The organism is Sorangium sp. So ce145, assembly GCF_051525985.1.
Lineage (GTDB): Bacteria > Myxococcota_A > Polyangia > Polyangiales > Polyangiaceae > Sorangium > Sorangium cellulosum_B.
Genome location: NZ_CP150315.1, coordinates 9,469,312 through 9,486,660, shown reverse-complemented (window position 1 = coordinate 9,486,660; position 17,349 = coordinate 9,469,312). Strand labels below are relative to the sequence as shown.

The following is a 17,349-nucleotide window of genomic DNA, read 5'->3' as shown; positions in this document are numbered from 1 at the left end:
GCGGAAGGTTTCGGCAGCAGTGAGGCCTCGGCTCGCACCACGCATCGGCCGCTCAATGAAGCGCGCCGTCAAGGACCCACTGCTCGATCGCGTCGATGTATTCCTGGGGCAGGCAAGTGTATTCTGGGCCGGGTGCGGGGTTGCAGCCCCTGGGCATGCGGCCGGCATCCCCGCAGGGTTCCTTGATGATCTTGACGAGGGCGCTCCGCGCTGGGTCGCCGGGGGTGACGACCGGAATGTTGCCGCAGGCCTCGGAGATGTGTGAGGTCAGGGTCGCGTAGAGGGTCTCGTCGTCCAGCAGTGTCGGTTGCGCCTCGCCGTTGTGGCAGGTCGCATCGGAGCAGTGAGCCTCCACGACGACGTACCGGATCGTGTCAAAGGTTGGCTCGACCGTCGGGCCGCCACCACCGGACGCCGCGGAGCTCGAGCTCGCGGACGTGGCCCCTCCAGCGCCATCCCCGCCCGTGCCCTGCCCGCCGGACCCGGATGCACTCGAGGTGGACGCTCCAGTGGTCGTGCCTCCGGCTGCCGAGCTCCCGGTGTCTCCGTCATCGGAGCAGCCTGGGAGAGGTGAGAGGAGGGTGACGATTGCTGCTGCTGCGAAGTTTGAAAATCGAAGTTTCATAGATCGTGCTGAGTTTGGCTGGAGAGAAAAGTATAGCTTTCTTCCCCGCGGGGACAATGGGAAAGGCTTCGATTCGTCCGACCTCCAGAGGCGCGATCGATCAATGGATCTCGTGAAGCCGAACTTTTGTGAACACGTCGCCCGTGGCCGTAGCGGCTCGCTTGGTGAAGAGCTGAGCGAGGCCAGGGTTGTCCTCCGGCGCGGGTAGGCAGCACAAGCAAACGCGTTTCGAAGATCAAGCGGTTTGTGGTGGGCATCCTCGCAACCAGGGGTGCTGTATGCGCTGATTGATGTACGTGCCTTACGCTCTCAAGCCAGTCTCGACGGCCAAAAGCGCTTGCAAATTCCGCCGCTCTGGGGGCGCGCGCCGAGCGCGATAAAGGCGTGCGGCTGCACAGCGCGACCGGGCGCAGCCGGGCACGGTGAACATGGTGAGGACGCGATGTGGCCGGGCGAGAGCAGGGTGGGTACCCTTCGCCCATGCTCGATCCCCTCCTCGTGGCCCCCGGTCCGCTCGTCGATGTCGCATGGCTCGCGGCGCACGCGGGCGATCCCCGCGTCTGCGTCGTCGATTGTCGCTGGTACCTCGGCGGTCGCCGCGGCGCCGACGAGTACGCCCGCGGGCACATCCCGGGCGCCGTCCACCTCGACGTCGACGCCGATCTCTCCAGCCCGGCGCACGGCGGACCAGGCCGCCACCCGCTGCCCGACGCGGCGGCGTTCGCGCGTGTCCTCGCCCGCATCGGGGTCACCCCAGGCTCGGTGGTCGTCGGCTACGACGACGCCGGGGGCGCCATCGCCGCCCGTCTCTGGTGGCTGCTGCGCTACTTCGGTCATCCTGGCGGGCGCGTGCTCGACGGGGGACTCCAGGCGTGGACCTCCGCGGGACACCCCCTCTCGACCGGGGCTCCCACGATCGCGGAAGCGCCCGCCATGGATCTCGCCCCCGGCGGCGCCCCGGTCGCGGACAAGGCGGCTGTCGACAGGCTGCGCCGCGATTCCGCGGCGGTGATCCTCGATGCGCGCGCCCGCGAGCGCTACGAGGGGCAGAGCGAGCCCGTCGACGCGCGCCCGGGCCACATCCCCGGCGCCCGCTCCGCCCCCTTCGTCGAGAACCTCGGCGCCCCCGGGGGCGCCTTCCGCGAGCGCGCGGAGCTCGAGCGGCGTTACCGCGACCTCGGCGCGCTCGATGCGGCCACCGTGGTCTGCTACTGCGGCTCCGGCGTCACCGCCTGCCACGACCTGCTCGCCCTGGCGACGCTCGGCCGCGAGGACGCGATCCTCTACGAGGGGTCCTGGAGCGATTGGGCCCGCGACGCCGCCCTGCCCGCGGCCAGAGGCCCCGAGCCCTGAGCGGCGTCAGGCGAGCGCGCGGCCGACGGTGGCCTCGATCGTCTCGCGCAGGTAGCGCGCCGCCAGCGCGACCGTGCGCGCCGCGCTCTCCGGCGTCGGCTGGAGCGCCGGCGCGACCTCCATGACGTCGCCGCCGATCAGGCCGACCTCGCGCCCGAGCCGGCGGATGAGCGCCACGACGAACTCGGGCGACAGGCCGTCCGGCTCGGGCGTCCCCGTGGCGTCGGCGTACGCGGCGTCCGTGCCGTCGATGTCGTTCGAGAAATACACGCCCTCGACGCCGGTGCTCTTCACGTGGGCCACGATGGCGTCGAGCGCCGCCGCCGGATCGGCGCGGCACTCGGCCGCCCAGAACTGCCGCACGCCGTAGCGGCTCTCCCAGTGCTCGCGCGGCTTCTGCGACGCGCGGACCCCCACCTGCGTCAGCCGGCCGCCCCGCCCGACCAGCTCGTTCGCGTGGTACGACCACGTGGCGAAGCAGTACGCGACCCCGAGCCGCTCCTCGAGGAGATCGGTGTGCGCGTCCGGCTGGACGATGCCCCACGGCCGCTTCCGCGCGCGGGCGATCGCGCGCGCGACCGGCAAGGCCGTGGAGTGATCGCCGCCGAGCACGATGGGGGCGACGCCCGGGTTGATCGAGAAGACGAGATCGAGCGCGCGCTCCGCGATGGAGAGCGGCGAGACCGGCAGCCGCGACGCCACGGGCTCGGGCACGCCAGGGTAGAGCGCGCGGCGCGACGCGGTCTTCTGCGCCTCCGAGAGCATGTCGTCGTGCAGGAGCTGCGGCACGACGAACACGTCGCCGATGTCGACGAGCCCGACCTCGCGCGCCCGCTCGACGAAGTCCGGGAAGGCGTCGAGGAGCGCGGTCCGGATGGCCTGCGGGCCCATGTTGGAGCCGCGGAGGAACCCCGCGCCGACGTCGGAGGGCACGCCGAGCAGGACGGCGCGCGCGCCGGCGATGCGGTCGAGCGACGCGCGGAACCGCGCGAGGACCTCCTCCTCGGTCGCGGCGCCGTAGAGCCGCCGCTGGACCTCGAGCTGCTGCGCGCGGCCGGTCGAGACGAGGTAGAGGCCTCCGGCCGCCGGGCGCAGCAGGAGCGCGAGCTCTTCTTGCGGGGTCATGCCCGACGAGGGTACGCGCCCCTCAAAGGTCCGCCAGCGAAAGGGCGGACGCAGGGAGAGGGAAGCGCTCGGCCGTGAGGTGAGGGACCGGCGCGCTCATCGCCGCGGGCCAGCTGGCGCCGCGCGCGACGACCCGAAGCGCGCGCAGCACCCCGGCGTGCGCGACCAGGAGGTGCGGGCGCGCGCGGGACGCGACGTCCGCGACGTCCACGCCGTCCACGCGGCGCTGGGCGCCGAGCTCGCGCCAGAACGACCGCACCCTGGACTCGACCTCGATCGCCGACTCGCCCCCGGGCGGCCCGACGCGCTCCCAGTCGCGGAGCCACGCGGCGTACGCGGCCGGGTCGTCGCGCTCGATGTCCGTGAAGGCGCGCCCCTCCCACGCGCCGTAGGAGATCTCGAGCAGGCGCTCGTCGACCGCGTGCGGCGCCCCGAGGCGCGCGGCGAGCTCGGCGGCCGGGAGCGCGCAGCGGGAGAGCGGCGACGAAAAGACCACGCCGGGGCGGACGCGGAGCTCGCGGAGCGCGCGCTCGATCGCGGCCGCTGCAGCCTCCGGGGGGAGCTCCGCGGCGACGTCGAGGCGGCCGTAGCAGACGCCGGAGAGCGCGACGGGGGCGTGGCGGAAGGCGACGAGGCCGTGGGCGAGGGGATCCACGCGCGCGCCCGCGGCTCAGCCGCCCCGCACGAGCGCGAGGGCGAGCAGCGCGGCGCACTCCGCGATCTGCTGCGTCGCGCCCAGGAAGTCGCCCGTGAGCCCGCCGGCGCGGGCGCGGAAGCGGAGGCCGCAGATCGCCGCGGCGGAGGCGGCCGCGACGAGCATGCCCGCCGCCTCGGCCGCCGTGAGGGCCCCGGCGGCGTGCGCCGCGGCGAGCGCGAGCGCCGGCCAGAAGGAGCCGAGCAGCGCCTGCGGGAGCGCCGCCTGCGCCACCGGGCGGCTGCGCGAGCCGCTCTGGGTCACGTAGGGCAGCGCGACCATCAGCCAGATCGGCGGGGTGCGCGAGAGGCACTGCGTCAGCACGAGGGCGACGGGCGCCGCGGCGTCGAGCCGCGCGAGCAGGGCGACGCGCAGCACGAGGACGACGATCAGCGCCGCCGCGCCGAACGCGCCGATGCGGCTGTCCTTGAGGATCTCGAAGATCCGAGCGCGATCGAACGCGCCGCCGAGCGCGTCGGCCGTGTCCGCGAGGCCGTCCTCGTGGAACGCCCCGGTCAGCAGCAGCCCGAGGGCCACGGTGACGCTCGCCGCGACGAGCGCGCCGCTCCGATCGACGAGCAGCCACACCGCGGCCTGGGCCGCGCCGAGCGCGGCGCCCACGAACGGGAACCACGCAGAGGCCCAGCGCCAGTCCGCCTCGGCGTAGGGGAAGCCGCCGACCGGGACGCGCGTGAGGAAGGTCGCCGCTGCGCGGGCGCCGCGCAGCACCGGCGGCGCCGTCATGGAGTCCCGGGCCGCGCGCGATCCGGCACGCTCGCGCTCGCGAACGTCGCCATGCCGGCGTGGAGGGCGCAGGCCGCGTCGAGGAGGGGCAGCGCGGCCAGCGCCGCGCTCGCCTCACCGAGCCGCATCCCGAGGTCCAGCAAGGGGCGCGCGTCGAGCGCCGCGAGGACGTGGGCGTGACCGCGCTCGGCCGAGCGGTGGGCGAAGAGCATGCCCGACCGCGCCTCGGCGCACATCCGGACGAGCGCGAGCGCCGCCGTCGAGACGATGAAGCCGTCGACGAGCACCGCCATGCGCAGCTCGATCGCCCGCGCCATGGCGCCCACCAGCGCGGCGATCTCCTTCCCGCCGACCGCCTGCACGACGCGGTGCGGATCGGTGCGCTGGACGCCCGAGACCTCCTGCGCGCGTCGCGTCGCGTCGCGCACGACCTCGATCTTGCGCGACAGCGCGTCGCCGGAGACGCCGGTCCCCGCCCCGACGACGTCCTCCGGCGCGAGCCCGAGGAGCAGCGCCGTCATGGCCGCCGCCGCGGTCGTGTTGCCGATGCCCATGTCGCCGAGCAGGACGACGCGCGTGTCGCTATCAAGCGCGTCGATCTCCGCGGCGCCCGCGCGGAGCGCGCGCTCGTAGACAACCTCCGAGAGCGCGTCCTCGATCCGCAGGTCGCCGATGGGATCGTCGGCGACCGGATCGCGCCGCAGCCGCGCGCCATCGCCGCCGTCGACGCGCTCGTACGGGTGGGCGACCCCGACGTCCACGACCCGCAGATCGACACCGAGGTTCCGGCAGAGGACGCTGGCGGCGGCGCCGCCGCGCACGAAGTTCGCCACCATCGCCGCCGTGACCTCTGGCGGGTACGCCGACACGCCGTGCCGGGCGACGGGGTGATCGGCGGCGAAGAGCACCGCCGCCGCGGGCCGGCTCGCGGGCGCCCCGCCCTGGATGCCGGCGAGCGCCACGGCGAGATCCTCGAGGACTCCGAGGCTGCCGCGCGGCTTGGTCAGCGTGTCTTGTCGCGCGCGCGCCGCGCCCAACGCGCTCGCGTCGAGCTCCGGGAAGACCCAGTGAGGCAAGAGAGCCATGTCCGGGTTCTCTACTCCGACACGCCGGCGAGCGGGCACGGCGGTGCGGACTCCTTACAGAAACAGGAGTCCTTCGGTCCTATCGGTGGAGCTGAGGGGGATCGAACCCCTGACCTCATGACTGCCAGTCATGCGCTCTCCCAGCTGAGCTACAGCCCCGGTCGTTGGGAGCGGGATATCTACAGCCTCTCGCGCCGCTTGTCTCTACTTTTTTTCGACCGGCGCGCTTTTGTGTCCGAGGGCGTCGGTTCGCGGCTGTTTGTGCTTGTTTGCGCGTGTTTGCGTGCGTTTGCGCGTGTTTGCGCCCGTTGCCGGGTGGGTGCTCCCAGCGGCGAGCTCCGCGCGGCCTGGCGGCGATGCGGCCGCCGGGCCGCGGGGCGCTCAGAAGTTCATCAGCTTTGCCAGGTAGTACTTCATCGTCTCGGTCGTCCCGCCGCCGATGCGGAGGAGCCGCTGATCGCGCCAGGCGCGCGCGATCGGGAAGTCCTCGATGTAGCCCCAGCCTCCGTGGAACTGCAGGCACGTGTCCACGACGTCGTTCGCCACGTCGCCGGCCAGGATCTTCGCCATCGAGATGAGCTTCACCGTGTCGAAGCTGATCGGCACCTTCCGCACGTACCGCTCGTCGTTGTAGTGGTCGACGCACTTGTAGGCGAACGCGCGCGCCGCCTCGCAGCGCGTGTACAGGTCGACGAGCTTGTGCTGCCACGACTCGCGCTTGATGATCGGCTTGCCGAACGCCACCCGCTCGCGCCCGTACTCGACCGTGCCGTCGAGCGTCATGAACGAGCTCGCGATCGCGCTCACCGCGGCGACCAGCCGCTCGGTCTGGAAGTTCTGCATCAGGTACGCGAAGCCCTGATCGGGCTCGCCGAGCAGGTAGCGCCCCGGCACCCGCACGTCCTCCAGGAAGAGCTCCGCGGTGTCCGAGGACTTGTTGCCGATCTTCTTCAGCTTCTTCGCGACGTTGAAGCCGCGGAGCGCCGTCGGCACGAGGAAGAACGAGCAGCCGTGGGCGCCCTTGTCCGGCGATGTCTTGGCGAGCAGCGTCACGAAATCGGCGCGCGTCCCGTTCGTGATGAACGTCTTCTGCCCGTTCAGCACGTAATCATCGCCCTCCTTGCGCGCGATCGTCCGGATCCCGGCCACGTCGCTGCCGGCCGCCGGCTCGGAGACGCCGAGCGCGGCGATCTTGTCGCCCGCGAGCGCCGGCTTGAGGAACTCCTCGATCTGCTCCTTCGTGCCGATGTCGCTGATCACCGGGGTCGCCATGTCGCTCTGCACGAGCAGCCCCATCGAGACGCCCGCCATCGTGCAGCGCACGAGCTCCTCGGCCTTGGCCGCCGAGAACCAGTAGTCGAGCCCGGCGCCGCCGTGCTCCTCCGGGAAGTGCGCGCCCAGGATCCCGAGCTCGCCGGCGCGCTTGAACACCCAGCTGGGAAAGCACTCCGACGACTCCCACTCCTCCACATGAGGAGCGAGCTCCTTCTCTGCGAAGGCCCGCACCGTCTTCCTGAACTGCTGATGTTCTTCCGTGAACGGCTGCCACATCGTGAACCCCTCCTCGCCGGCACGACCGAGATGATTCGTACACGAAACATTTTCCAGCGCAAGCGCCGCACCTCGGCGCTTCTGCCGCGCCTGGTCCGCCGCACGGCCGCGCGGGGAACCCCGCGGCGCCGCGCGGCGTCCCGCGGGGCGGGGGACGCGCGGGAACGCGCGGCGCCGCACGGGGCCCGCGCGGAGCCCCATGGAAAACGAGGGCCGATGGCGCGGCGCGCGACCGTGCGGGGCGCGGCGCGAGCGTCAGAAGAACCGCCGAAGAGCGAAAAATGAATCGGCACGCGCATCCATCCACGCAGTCTGCCGGCTCTGCTAGCCTCCGGGCCACATGCGACTCCTCGTCCTGTCCCGCAACGCGTCCCTCTATTCGACGAGCCGGATCGTGCTCGCGGGGCGCGCGCGTGGTCACGACGTCAGCGTCATCGATCCGCTCGATTTCCAGATCGTCGTGTCGCGCGGCCGCCCGTCGTTGCTCGTCGGTGGTTCGGCGGTGCCCCGCTTCGACATCGTGATCCCGCGCATCGGCGCCAGCATCACGAACTACGGCCTCGCCGTCGTCCGTCAGTTCGATCTCATGGGCGTCCCCGTCCTGAACGGCGCCGTCTCGATCGCGAGGAGCCGCGACAAGCTGCGCGCGCTCCAGCTGCTCACGCGCCGCAAGCTCAACGTGCCGATCACCGTGTGCGCCCGCAGCCCGGCCGGCGTCGAGGCGGCGCTGTCGCTCGTCGGCGGCTGCCCCGCGATCGTGAAGCTCCAGCAGGGGACCCAGGGCATCGGCACGATGCTCGCCGAGACGCCCCACGCCGTGCACGCGCTGCTCGAGACGTTCTGGGCCATGGGCCAGGACATCGTGCTCCAGGAGTACGTGCGCGAGTCGAAGGGGCGCGACATCCGGGTCATCGTCGTCGGCGGCCGTGTGGTCGCCTCGATGCGCCGCGTCGCCAAGCCGGGGGAGTTCCGCTCGAACCTCCACCGCGGCGGCAAGGGCGATCGGGTGAAGCTGCCGCGCGCCTACCGGAGCGTCGCGATCCGCGCCGCGAAGGCGATGGGCCTCGAGGTCGCCGGCGTCGACATGCTCGAGGCGCGCTCCGGGCCCAAGATCCTCGAGATCAACAGCTCGCCCGGCCTGGAGGGGATCGAGCGCGCGAGCGGCGTCGACGTCGCGGGCGCGATCATCAGCTACGCCGAGCGGTACGCGGTGGAGCAGCGCGGCCTCAGCCGCCGCACGCTCGAGGCGCGGATCGCCGAGGTGATCCACGACGAGCGCATGCCGGCGCCGCGGCGGCTCAGCCGCGCGGCGGCCGAGAACGGGGCGGGCGCGAGCCGCCGGAAGGCCGCGGCGCTCACCGGCGGGAGGGGCGCGCGGAGGGCCCTCTCGTGACCCTGCGGGTCGAGGCGGCCGGCGATGCGGTCGTCCTGACCATCGATCGTCCCGAGCGCAGGAACGCCATCGACAGCGGCTTCGCGGGCCGCCTCGGCGAGGCGATCCGCCGCGCCAGCGCCGACCCGCGCGTGCGCGGCGTCGTGCTCACCGCGACGAGCAGCGACGTCTTCGTGGCGGGCGGCGACATCCGCGAGCTCCACGCGCTCGCCGCCGGCGGCGCGGAGGGGGGCGAGGTCCTCCGGCTGTTCGAGGGCCTCGCGGCCTTCGAGGAGAGCGAGGTGCCGATCGTCGCCGCCGTGCAGGGCGACGCGCTGGGCGGCGGCTGCGAGCTCTTGCTGCTCTGCGATTTCGTCGTCGTCGAGGAGCACGCCGCGCTCTCGTTCCGGCACGTCAAGATGGGCCTCTCCCCGGCCTGGGGCGGGCTGACGCGGCTCTGCGAGCGGGTGGGGCCGCTCGCGGCGGCGCGGCTGCTCCTGACGGCGGAGAGGATCGACGCCGCCGAGGCGCTCCGCGTCGGCCTCGTGAGCGAGGTCGTCCCCACCGGCGCGGCGCGGAGCCGAGCGATCGCGCAGGTCGGCCGCATCGCCGAGGGTCCGCGCGCGTCGGTCGCGGCCATGAAGCGGTCTCTGCACAAGGTGCGCGAGGCGCTGCGCGCCTCCGCCGCCGAGGTCGAGCGGCGGGCGTTTACCGAGCAGTGGAACGGCCCGGAGCACCGGCGTGCGATGGATGCGTTCCTGAGCAAGAAGTGACGGTGGCGCGGCGTGGAGGGCGCGGAGCGGCAGGACCCTGAGGGCGCCGAGCCCCCGCTGCAGGGCGCGGAGGCCGCGCCTGCGAGCGCCGAGGCCGCGCCTGCGAGCGCCGAGGCCGCGCTTGCGAGCGCCGAGGCCGCGCCTGCGAGCGCGGAGGCCGCGCCTGCGAGCGCGGAGGCCGCGCCTGCGAGCGCGGAGGCCGCGCCTGCGAGCGCGGAGGCCGCGCCTGCGAGCGCCGAGGCCGCGCCTGCGAGCGCGCTGCTCCCGCCCGCGCCGCCGACGATCGAGCACTTCATCGGCCGCCGCCCGCACCTGCGCGCGCTCCAGCGCGCCGCCGAGGCCCTCGTGCTGGAGCGGCCCGTCGCCGTGCTCGTCCACGGCGCCGCGGGCATGGGCAAGAGCGCGCTCATCCACCACTTCTTGATGGGGCTCCGCCGCGACAAGGGGCCGGTCGTCCTGCGGGGGCGCTGCGCGCTCGCGGCGGCCGAGTCCTACAAGGCGTTCGGGGGCGTGATGGAGGCGCTGAGCCGCTTCCTCCGGCGGGTGTCGGACGACGAGGTGGAGCGCCTCCTGCCGCGCGACGTCCGCGCGCTCGCCCGGGTGTTCCCGGTGCTCTCGCGCGTGCCGGCCGTCGCGTCGGCGCCGCGCCCGAGCGAGTCGCCCGACGCGCAGGAGCTGCGGCAGCGCAGCTTCGCCGCGCTCCGCCAGCTGCTCTGGCGCATCGCCGAGCGCAGCCCGCTCGTCGTGGCGATCGAGGACCTGCAGTGGAGCGACATCGACAGCGTGGCGCTCCTGCTCGAGCTCACGCGGCCTCCCGACGCGCCCGCGATGATGTTCCTCGGCAGCTTCCGGGACGAGGACGTCGCCACGAGCGCGCCGCTCCGCGCGCTGCTCGACGGGATGGGCCTGGAGCGCCGGGACGCCGAGGCCGAGAGCGCCGGCGCGCGGGGGCGGATCGAGCCGGCGCGCCGGGACGGCGAGCTGCGCGAGATCGCGGTCGGCCCGCTCTCGCCGCTCGAGGCCGAGGAGCTCTCGCTCGCGCTCCTCTTCGCGCGCGACGACGTGACCCGCGCGCGGGCGGACGCGATCGCCCGCGCCTCGCGGGGCAACCCGCGGCTGCTCGGCGAGCTCGCCCGCGACGCGCAGGAGCTCTCGGGCGAGGACGGCGCCCGGGGCGACGCCGCGTGGGGCAGGGCGCTCGACGCGCGGCTCCGCCGCCTGCCGGCGCAGGCGCTCCGGCTGCTGGAGGTGATCGCTGTCGCCGGGGAGCCGATCGACGCGGCGGTCGTGGCGCGCGCGGCGAAGCTCCGCGACGACGAGCGCGCCCCGGCGATGACGCTGCTGCTCATGGAGGACCTGATCTCCGCGCGGCGCGCCGGCGAGGGCGAGCTCGTCGAGGCGTCGCACGACAGGGTGCGCGCGGCCGTCGTCGGCCGGCTCGATCCGGAGCAGCTCGCGGCGCGGCACCGGCGGCTGGGGCGGGCGCTCGAGGCGCTGGGGACGGCGGACGCGGAGGCGCTCTCGCGGCACTGGCTGGGCGCGGGGGACGCGGCGCGGGCGGGGCGGCTCGCCGAGCGCGCGGCCGAGGAGGCGGCGGAGGCGCTCGCGTTCGAGCGCGCGGCGCGGCTCTACGAGCTCGCGCTCGGCCTGCGCTCGCGCGAGGCGGATGTCCCCGAGGCCGAGCGGCGCGCGCTCGGCGTGCGGTGCGCCGACGCCCTGGTCAACGCGGGCAAGAGCGCCGAGGCGGCGAGGATCTACGCGGCGGCGGCGGAGGGGGCGGACGGCGCGCTCTCGCTCGAGCTCCGCCGGCGGGCCGCGGAGCAGTACCTGCGGAGCGGGCACATCGACGAGGGGATCGAGCTCGTCCGCGCCGTCCTCCGGGCGGTCGGCCTGTCGTTCCCGGAGACGCCGCGGCGCGCGCTGGTGGCGCTGCTCCTGCACCGGGCGGAGCTGCGCCTCAGGGGCCTCCGGTTCCGCGAGCGGTCCGAGGCGGAGGTGCGGCCGGAGGACCTCGCGCGCATCGACGCCTGCTGGACGGTGACGGTGGGGCTGTCCGGCGTCGACATGGTCCGCTCCGCCGAGTTCTCGGCGCGCGCCCTGCTGCTCGCGCTGCGGGCCGGCGAGCCGTACCGCGTCGGCCGCGCACTCGCGTTCGAGGCCTCGTCCGCGTGCATGATGGGGGCGCCGGGCCGGGCGCGCGCGGAGGAGCTCGTCGCCGCGGTGCGGGCGCTCTCGGAGCGGCTCGACAGCCCGCACCTCCTCGGCCTGTCGATGATGGTGTCGGGCATGCTCGAGGCGTTCACGGCCGGGCGCTGGAAGGCGGCGTCCGCGTGGTACGAGGTCGCCGACGAGCTCCTGCGCGACCGCTGCGCCGGCGTGTCCTGGGAGCTCGCGACGACGCAGCTGATGGCGTCGTGGGCGCGGTACTACCGCGGCCAGATCGACGCGCTCGCGCGGACGACGCCGGCGGTGCTCCGCGCCGCCGAGCAGCGGGGGGATCTCTACGCGGCGGCGATCTTCAGCGTGCAGGCGACGTGGGTGGCGCTCGCGTCGGACGACGTGGCGGGCGCGCGCGGCGCGATCGCGGGGGCGCTGTCGAGGTGGACGACGTCGGGGTTCCACCTCGAGCACTTCGTCGGGCTGCTCGGCGAGACCTACGTCGACCGGTACGCGGGCCGCGCCGGCGCCGCGATGAAGCGCCTCACGGACGCCTGGCCGAGGCTCGAGGGCTCGATGCTGCTGATGATGCAGAACAGCCGGGTGATGGCCCACGTCGAGCGCGCGTGCACGGCGCTCGCCGTGGCCGAGGCGGCGCCCGAGCCGGAGCCGCTGATCCAGGCGGCGCTCCGGGACGCCGCGGCGCTCGCCCGGGAGAAGACGGCGTGGTCGGACCCGTTCGTGCCGCTGATCCGCGCGGGCGCGGCCGAGCTGCGCGGCGACAGGGAGGCGGCGATCGCGCAGCTGGAGGCGGCGGCGGCCGGGTTCGACGCGGCGGACATGCCGCTCTACGCGGCGGCGGCGCGGCGCCAGGCGGGCGAGCTGCTCGGCGGGGAGAAGGGGCTCCAGCGGCTCCTCGTGGCGGACGCGGTGATGGCGCGGGAGCGGATCAAGAGCCCGGCGCGGTGGGCGGCGATGCTGGCGCCGGGGTTCGGAAGGGGCGAGCGGGTCGGCTGGGGCTGACCGTGGCGGCCGGCGGTGGTCGGGGAGCCGCTAGCCCGAGCCGCCGCCGGGCAGTGGGCCGAACTGCTTCTCGTAGGCCGCGAGCCGGGCGGCGAGCCGTTCTTCTTCGCCTGCAACTCGCTGAAATAGATGGCCATGTTGCCGCCGACGTACACGTCGTCGCGGTCGCGCCAGAGCAGCTTCAGCGCCTCGATGAGCAGGTCCATCTGCGCGCGGTGGCGCTCGGATTCCATCGGCTCTCCATCGTCGTACGGGAGCTCGTCCTCGCCGGGCGGGGGAATCGGGATGAAAGAATTCTCGCTCTGGAAGGGCATACGTCGCTCCAGGCGCAGCGTACCCCATGCCGCATGCGGGCGCAGCCGGCCGACCCGTGCCGCTCCACCCGGCGGCGCCGGCGCGAGGGCAGGGGACGTCGGCGTCAGCGCACCGCCAGGACCAGCTCGTGGGCCTCGGTCTTGGCCGGGATCTCCCAGCGCTCGATCATCCGGCGGATGACCGCCTCGGGCACCGCGGCCTCCCGCGCCCGGTTCTGCGCGAACAGCGTCGATGCAGGCACCTCCACGTAAACGACGCGGATCCTCGCCCCGTAGTCGGCCGCCATCTGCAGCAGCGGGCCGCGCCGCTGCCGCGAGAGGTTCGTCGCGTTCCACACGAACCGCTCGCCGCGCCGCAGGTATTCCTTCGCCCGCTCGCGCGCGGCCTGGACCACCTGTCCCTGCGTGTCCGCCGGATCGATCTCCAGCTCGCTCCGCAGCGCGTCCAGGGAGACGACCGGCCAGCCGGCGAGGTGGTGGCGAACATAGGTATCCTTCCCGGCGCCCGGGAGCCCGCTCATCACCACGACCTCGGAGCGCGTGTCGTCGTAGACCTCGACGTCCGGGTGGCGCCCGCCGGCGGGATCGGCGCGGAAGTACACGAAGCGCGTGTGAGCCGAGGCGAAGGACCGCGGCGCGGTGTAACACCCCTCCTCGCGACAGAACTCGCGGAAGAGCTCGATGTTGTCGACGACGCGCCCCATGTCCGCGCAGACGCGCCCTCGGATGTCGGCCTCGGCGACGAGCGCGAGCAGGTCGCAGCGCGCCTGGAGGCTGATCTCGGCGGCGACGCGCCGCGCGTCGTCGCGCTCGATGAGATAGAACGGGATCTGGTGATAGCGCACGAGCGCGCACACCTGCTCGCGCAGCGCGAACGGCGCGCCGAGCTCCCAGAGCAGGCGGCGCGCGAGGAGCTCCCCCGCGCGAGAGTGGCCCTTCGCGGTGATCCGCCCGTCCTCCTCGCGGGTGGTCGCCGGCTTCGCCACGTCGTGGAGGAGGCACGCGAGGTACACGACGCGCTGCTCCTCGGCCGGCAGCGCCTGCCACTCGGGCAGCCCGAGGAGCGTCTCCAGCACCATGCGGGTGTGGATCCAGACGTTGCCCTCGGCGTGGTGGATCGGGTCCTGCGGGCACGCCTCGAGCGCGCGGACCCAGTCGAAGACCTGGAGCTCGTTCCAGGGGACACGCCCCGGATCGGGCGTGAGCAGGTCGAGGAGCGAGGACGCGGAGGACATGACGGAGGGCCCCTGGCGAGCGTGCGGTCAACGCCGCGCGACGCGCGTGAGGGCCGTAGCATGTCCGCGAAAGGACGCCGGTGCTACCCTGTCGCCGCCATGTCCGCCAAATACCCTCGCTCGTTCCACCTGCCGTGGTCCCCCGGCGGGACGTCTGACGACAAGCGGATGGCGGACGTGTCGGGGCTGCTCGGCGTCGAGATCGTCATCACCGAGAAGTGCGACGGGAGCAACCTCACGTACACGCGTGCGAGCGTCTTCTCCCGCTCGCACGCGGGCCCTCCGTCCCACCCGAGCTTCGACCTCGCGAAGGCCACGCACGCGAGCATCGCGCACCTGCTCTCGGAGGGCATGTCGCTCTTCTGCGAGTACTGCTATGCGGTCCACTCCATCGAGTACGAGGCGCTCCCGGGGTATTCGCTGGTCTTCGGCGTGCGGGACGACGTGCGGGGCCTCTTCTGGGAGTGGGACATGGTCGTGGCCCAGGCGAACGATCTGGGGCTCCCCACGGTGCCCGTCCTGTTCCGGGGCACCGTCGAGGGTGAGCGCGAGCTCGAGGCGCTGACGACCGCGCTCGCGCGCGAGCCCTCCGCGTTCGGCGGCCCGCGCGAGGGCGTGGTGGTGCGGGCCGCCGGCGAGTTCCCGGACGCGGCGTTCCAGCGGCGGCTCGCCAAGTGGGTGCGGCGCGGGCACGTGCAGACGGACGAGCACTGGATGCACCAGGAGATCCGGCCCCAGCGGCTCGCGCCGGCGCCGGTCTCCGCGTCACCGCCGTGAGGCCAGCGCCGCGAGCCGATCGCAGAGGCCCTCGCGGATCGGGCCGTAGGCCTTGCGGTACTCCTCCCAGTCGAGGCGCTCGTCCGCGACGATGTCGCGCCAGTACGGGTTCGCGGCGCCGTAATCGTGGAGGACGCCGGACTCGGCGATCTGCACGGCGAAGAGCGGCACCCGGAGGGCGTGGAAGAGCTTCTTCTTCGAGGCCTCCGGCTCGTCGTCGAAGCGGGCGCCGGCCTTCTTGAAGTCGGACGCGGAGCGGCTCGCGGCCGACGCGGCGAGCTTCTTCCTGTCGAGCTTGAACGGGAAGGGCGGCCTTCCTTCCTTGAGCCGGTGCTCGGGCGGCAGGAACAGGCACTCGAGCGCGAAGACGCTGTGCTCGGCGATGGCGTCGCGGAAGGTGTCGAGGCCGTGGACGACGACGTTGACGCCCGGCGCGAAGGCGAGGTCCTGCCGCGCGTCGCGCCGCGCGAGGACGGCGACGAAGTCCTCGTCGGACGTCGCGGACGCGGTGCCGTACACGCGCGACCCGGCGCGGAACACGCTGTGGATCTCGCCGTCTTTGCGGCCGAGGACGCGGAGCACGGTGGAGAGGCTCATGGCAGCGGCCCCGCTCGAGGGGCGGTGAGCATCGCGCCGTTGCCATCCCCGCGCAACGGTCGGCGCGCGCTCGACATCGCCGCGCGGTTCGTGGAGCTGGCGGGACGGTTAACCTTCGATCGTCCGCTCGCCGGCACCAGGGGGGAGCGTCGTGTCGCAGCCTGTGGTTGCCGAGCAGCTCCGGTGCTCGCGCCGAGCGCGCCGGCTCAGATAGGCCACGATGACGATGTTGATCACCAGGATGACGATGCGCGTCAGTCGCCATCCATGGCGGACGAGGTCCATGATCTCGAAGGGGACGAGCGAGGCTGTCGCTCCGACGACCAGCCAGGGGGCCCACCTGTAGCCATGGCGGAGCGACGAGCCCTCGATGAAGCTGAGCAGGGAGTCCGCCGCGAGCGCGGCGCTCACGACGTGGGCGCCGTGCGGCGTCGTCGCCTTCGAGACAACGTCCATCAGCGCGGCGCTCCAGGCGCTCGCGCTCTCCCTGCCCAGCGTGACCGCGAACGCGTGAGCCCTGGCGGCGAGCCCGGACGAGGCCAGGAGGAAGATCGCGATCGCCAGTACGATCTGCAACACCGATTTGGCGAGCTTGTAGACGATGATGACGCGCACGCCGAGCGCCCGCCGCAGCGCATGGGCCTGACCGGCTGCGAATCGATCCCTGGCGGCCATGCGCTCCATCCTGGCACGTGTCTCCCGCGCGCGGCGGCCCCTATCGATCTCGAATAGGCCCGCCGAGCTCAACCATCGGGGCGCCATGGAACGAACCCGGCCACGAGGCAAGGATGGGCCCGAACTTCGGGACATGCGCGACCGTGCGCTCGCGGAGCTCGACCTCATTGACATCACGCGTGTCGAGGACGGCAGGAGGCGCGACGTGTGCGGAGTTCGGGCCGTGGCCTGCGACGTCCCGGCCGGCTGCGCGGCCTTGTTTCGCTAGCGCCTGGCCGCTCTCGCGGCAGCCGTGGCCGCCAGCGTGTATCATCATGATGTTTCGCCGATGATCTCTTGATCAGGGCAGAATCCGCACGAGGCATTCCTGCAAGTGGGGTACATATGGCCGTCGGGCAGCAGCAAGCGGGTCAGCAAAGCCTGTTCACCGATGATTTTTTCTACTTCATCCTGAGGCTTCGAAAATCCCGTATCCAATCCGTGGTGGCCCGCGTGCGGCGCATGTATCCAGACGAGTCGCCGGAGCAGCAGGCGCGCCGGCTGATCGCATCGACCAAGGCGATCTCTTTCGCCGCGGGCGGCGTCGTCCATGTGCCCTCCATCATCCCGGGGTTCGGCATCGTGTACGAAGGCGTGGGGTTCGTCGCCGGCACATCCATCCTTACCAGGATGCACCTTTACCTGGTCCTCGAGATAGCGCTGCTCTTCGGGAAGGACATCGACGAATCCGAGCGCGTCAAGGAGCTCGCGGCCGTGGTGGCGGCTTGTGCCGCCAGCGCCGCCGCGCCGGTGGCCGTCCTCGCGGTGAGCTTGAACCCGGCCTTCGCCGTGGCGACGGGGGCGCTCGCCGCGACGGCCGTCTCCCGGGCAATCGGGGAATCGGCGATACGCCGCTACCAGCGCTCGACGGCGCCCGAGGCGGCGGTCCCAGCGCCCGCGAAGGGATAGCCCCCCGGTAGGAAGCCCGGGCTCGGGTGCAGCTGGACCGGCCGGCATCGACGGCGATGCCGGCCGCCATCGGAAACCCGGGAAGGAGCCATGTTTGCAGCACAAGGGGCGTTCGTCGCCACACGCGCGGCGGGAGAATCCTCCGATGCGCCTCGCACCCCCCCGCCCCGCCGCCACGCGAACACAGAAGGTGGCCCTCTCCACCATCCCGGCGGAGCGCGAGCTCACCGGCGGCCGTGACGCTCCTGTGAGCCCGGTGTTCCTCGACCGTGGTAGCACCGTGCTCGGCGCCGCCTCAGTC

At 73.3% G+C, this 17,349-nt stretch carries 15 protein-coding genes and 1 tRNA gene; 6 read left to right on the top strand and 10 right to left on the bottom strand.

Annotated elements, in window-relative coordinates; genetic code table 11:
* Window positions 1-52: 52 nt before the first annotated feature.
* On the bottom strand, window positions 53-355 hold the full coding sequence (locus tag WMF34_RS35100; RefSeq protein ID WP_044966549.1) for a hypothetical protein: 303 nt from the start codon (window positions 353-355) through the stop codon (window positions 53-55).
* A 750-nt stretch (window positions 356-1,105) separates the two neighbouring features.
* Here WMF34_RS35100 and WMF34_RS35095 point away from each other — a divergent pair.
* The gene (locus tag WMF34_RS35095) at window positions 1,106-1,978 is read left to right on the top strand and encodes a sulfurtransferase (protein WP_437990567.1); all 873 of its coding nucleotides are present in this window, start codon (window positions 1,106-1,108) and stop codon (window positions 1,976-1,978) included.
* A gap of 6 nt (window positions 1,979-1,984) precedes the next feature.
* On the opposite strand, the gene WMF34_RS35090 is transcribed toward WMF34_RS35095, so the two are convergent.
* The 6 genes from WMF34_RS35090 to WMF34_RS35065 all read right to left on the bottom strand — a co-directional run bounded on the left by WMF34_RS35090 (window position 1,985) and on the right by WMF34_RS35065 (window position 7,177).
* On the bottom strand, window positions 1,985-3,103 hold the full coding sequence (locus tag WMF34_RS35090) for an arginase family protein (protein ID WP_437990566.1): 1,119 nt from the start codon (window positions 3,101-3,103) through the stop codon (window positions 1,985-1,987).
* Window positions 3,104-3,125: 22 nt separating this feature from the next.
* On the bottom strand, window positions 3,126-3,758 hold the full coding sequence (locus WMF34_RS35085) for a histidine phosphatase family protein (RefSeq protein ID WP_012239518.1): 633 nt from the start codon (window positions 3,756-3,758) through the stop codon (window positions 3,126-3,128).
* Between the two features lie 15 nt (window positions 3,759-3,773).
* A complete protein-coding gene (locus WMF34_RS35080) occupies window positions 3,774-4,541 on the bottom strand; it encodes an adenosylcobinamide-GDP ribazoletransferase (RefSeq protein WP_437990565.1) in 768 nt (255 codons plus the stop codon).
* Entirely contained in the window at window positions 4,538-5,626 is a 1,089-nt protein-coding gene (gene cobT / locus WMF34_RS35075; RefSeq protein WP_437990564.1) for a nicotinate-nucleotide--dimethylbenzimidazole phosphoribosyltransferase, read from the bottom strand. The genes WMF34_RS35080 and cobT overlap by 4 nt, the downstream gene beginning before the upstream one ends.
* A gap of 86 nt (window positions 5,627-5,712) precedes the next feature.
* Window positions 5,713-5,785: transfer RNA gene (locus WMF34_RS35070), tRNA-Ala, on the bottom strand.
* 222 nt (window positions 5,786-6,007) lie between these two features.
* On the bottom strand, window positions 6,008-7,177 hold the full coding sequence (locus tag WMF34_RS35065; protein WP_012239515.1) for an acyl-CoA dehydrogenase family protein: 1,170 nt from the start codon (window positions 7,175-7,177) through the stop codon (window positions 6,008-6,010).
* Between the two features lie 340 nt (window positions 7,178-7,517).
* Here WMF34_RS35065 and WMF34_RS35060 point away from each other — a divergent pair, with 340 nt between their 5' ends.
* The 3 genes from WMF34_RS35060 to WMF34_RS35050 are packed head-to-tail and all read left to right on the top strand — an operon-like array spanning window position 7,518 to window position 12,502.
* Window positions 7,518-8,570, top strand: a complete 1,053-nt coding sequence (locus WMF34_RS35060) for a RimK family alpha-L-glutamate ligase (RefSeq protein ID WP_012239514.1) — start codon at window positions 7,518-7,520, stop codon at window positions 8,568-8,570.
* Window positions 8,567-9,322, top strand: a complete 756-nt coding sequence (locus WMF34_RS35055; protein WP_437990563.1) for an enoyl-CoA hydratase/isomerase family protein — start codon at window positions 8,567-8,569, stop codon at window positions 9,320-9,322. Before WMF34_RS35060 ends, WMF34_RS35055 begins: the two co-directional genes overlap by 4 nt.
* A gap of 12 nt (window positions 9,323-9,334) precedes the next feature.
* Entirely contained in the window at window positions 9,335-12,502 is a 3,168-nt protein-coding gene (locus WMF34_RS35050; RefSeq protein ID WP_437990562.1) for an ATP-binding protein, read from the top strand.
* A 418-nt stretch (window positions 12,503-12,920) separates the two neighbouring features.
* Here WMF34_RS35050 and WMF34_RS35045 read toward each other — a convergent pair whose 3' ends face one another.
* Window positions 12,921-14,051, bottom strand: coding sequence for an AAA family ATPase (locus WMF34_RS35045; RefSeq protein WP_012239510.1), 1,131 nt, complete (start codon window positions 14,049-14,051; stop codon window positions 12,921-12,923).
* A 99-nt stretch (window positions 14,052-14,150) separates the two neighbouring features.
* On the opposite strand from WMF34_RS35045, the gene WMF34_RS35040 reads away from it, so the two are divergent.
* Window positions 14,151-14,828 carry an RNA ligase family protein gene (locus tag WMF34_RS35040; protein WP_012239509.1) on the top strand — a complete coding sequence of 226 codons (678 nt, stop codon included), beginning with the start codon at window positions 14,151-14,153 and terminating at the stop codon, window positions 14,826-14,828.
* Here the strand turns inward: WMF34_RS35040 and WMF34_RS35035 are convergent.
* A complete protein-coding gene (locus WMF34_RS35035; protein ID WP_012239508.1) occupies window positions 14,817-15,425 on the bottom strand; it encodes a hypothetical protein in 609 nt (202 codons plus the stop codon). The two genes, WMF34_RS35040 and WMF34_RS35035, sit on opposite strands and share 12 nt — an antisense overlap.
* Before the next feature lie 108 nt (window positions 15,426-15,533).
* The gene (locus WMF34_RS35030; RefSeq protein ID WP_437990561.1) at window positions 15,534-16,100 is read right to left on the bottom strand and encodes a DUF2127 domain-containing protein; all 567 of its coding nucleotides are present in this window, start codon (window positions 16,098-16,100) and stop codon (window positions 15,534-15,536) included.
* Window positions 16,101-16,436: 336 nt separating this feature from the next.
* On the opposite strand from WMF34_RS35030, the gene WMF34_RS35025 reads away from it, so the two are divergent.
* Window positions 16,437-17,048 carry a hypothetical protein gene (locus tag WMF34_RS35025; RefSeq protein WP_437990560.1) on the top strand — a complete coding sequence of 204 codons (612 nt, stop codon included), beginning with the start codon at window positions 16,437-16,439 and terminating at the stop codon, window positions 17,046-17,048.
* The last annotated feature ends 301 nt before the right edge of the window (window positions 17,049-17,349 follow it).

Excerpts from the sequence above, each read along its gene's own strand:
- WMF34_RS35030 (WP_437990561.1), bottom strand. The coding sequence starts at position 16,100 with ATGGCCGCCAGGGATCGATTCGCAGCCGGTCAGGCCCATGCGCTGCGG.
- cobT (WP_437990564.1), bottom strand. The coding sequence starts at position 5,626 with ATGGCTCTCTTGCCTCACTGGGTCTTCCCGGAGCTCGACGCGAGCGCG.
- WMF34_RS35040 (WP_012239509.1), top strand. The coding sequence starts at position 14,151 with ATGTCCGCCAAATACCCTCGCTCGTTCCACCTGCCGTGGTCCCCCGGC.
- WMF34_RS35090 (WP_437990566.1), bottom strand. The coding sequence starts at position 3,103 with ATGACCCCGCAAGAAGAGCTCGCGCTCCTGCTGCGCCCGGCGGCCGGA.
- WMF34_RS35045 (WP_012239510.1), bottom strand. The coding sequence starts at position 14,051 with ATGTCCTCCGCGTCCTCGCTCCTCGACCTGCTCACGCCCGATCCGGGG.
- WMF34_RS35035 (WP_012239508.1), bottom strand. The coding sequence starts at position 15,425 with ATGAGCCTCTCCACCGTGCTCCGCGTCCTCGGCCGCAAAGACGGCGAG.
- WMF34_RS35095 (WP_437990567.1), top strand. The coding sequence starts at position 1,106 with ATGCTCGATCCCCTCCTCGTGGCCCCCGGTCCGCTCGTCGATGTCGCA.
- WMF34_RS35065 (WP_012239515.1), bottom strand. The coding sequence starts at position 7,177 with ATGTGGCAGCCGTTCACGGAAGAACATCAGCAGTTCAGGAAGACGGTG.
- WMF34_RS35080 (WP_437990565.1), bottom strand. The coding sequence starts at position 4,541 with ATGACGGCGCCGCCGGTGCTGCGCGGCGCCCGCGCAGCGGCGACCTTC.
- WMF34_RS35060 (WP_012239514.1), top strand. The coding sequence starts at position 7,518 with ATGCGACTCCTCGTCCTGTCCCGCAACGCGTCCCTCTATTCGACGAGC.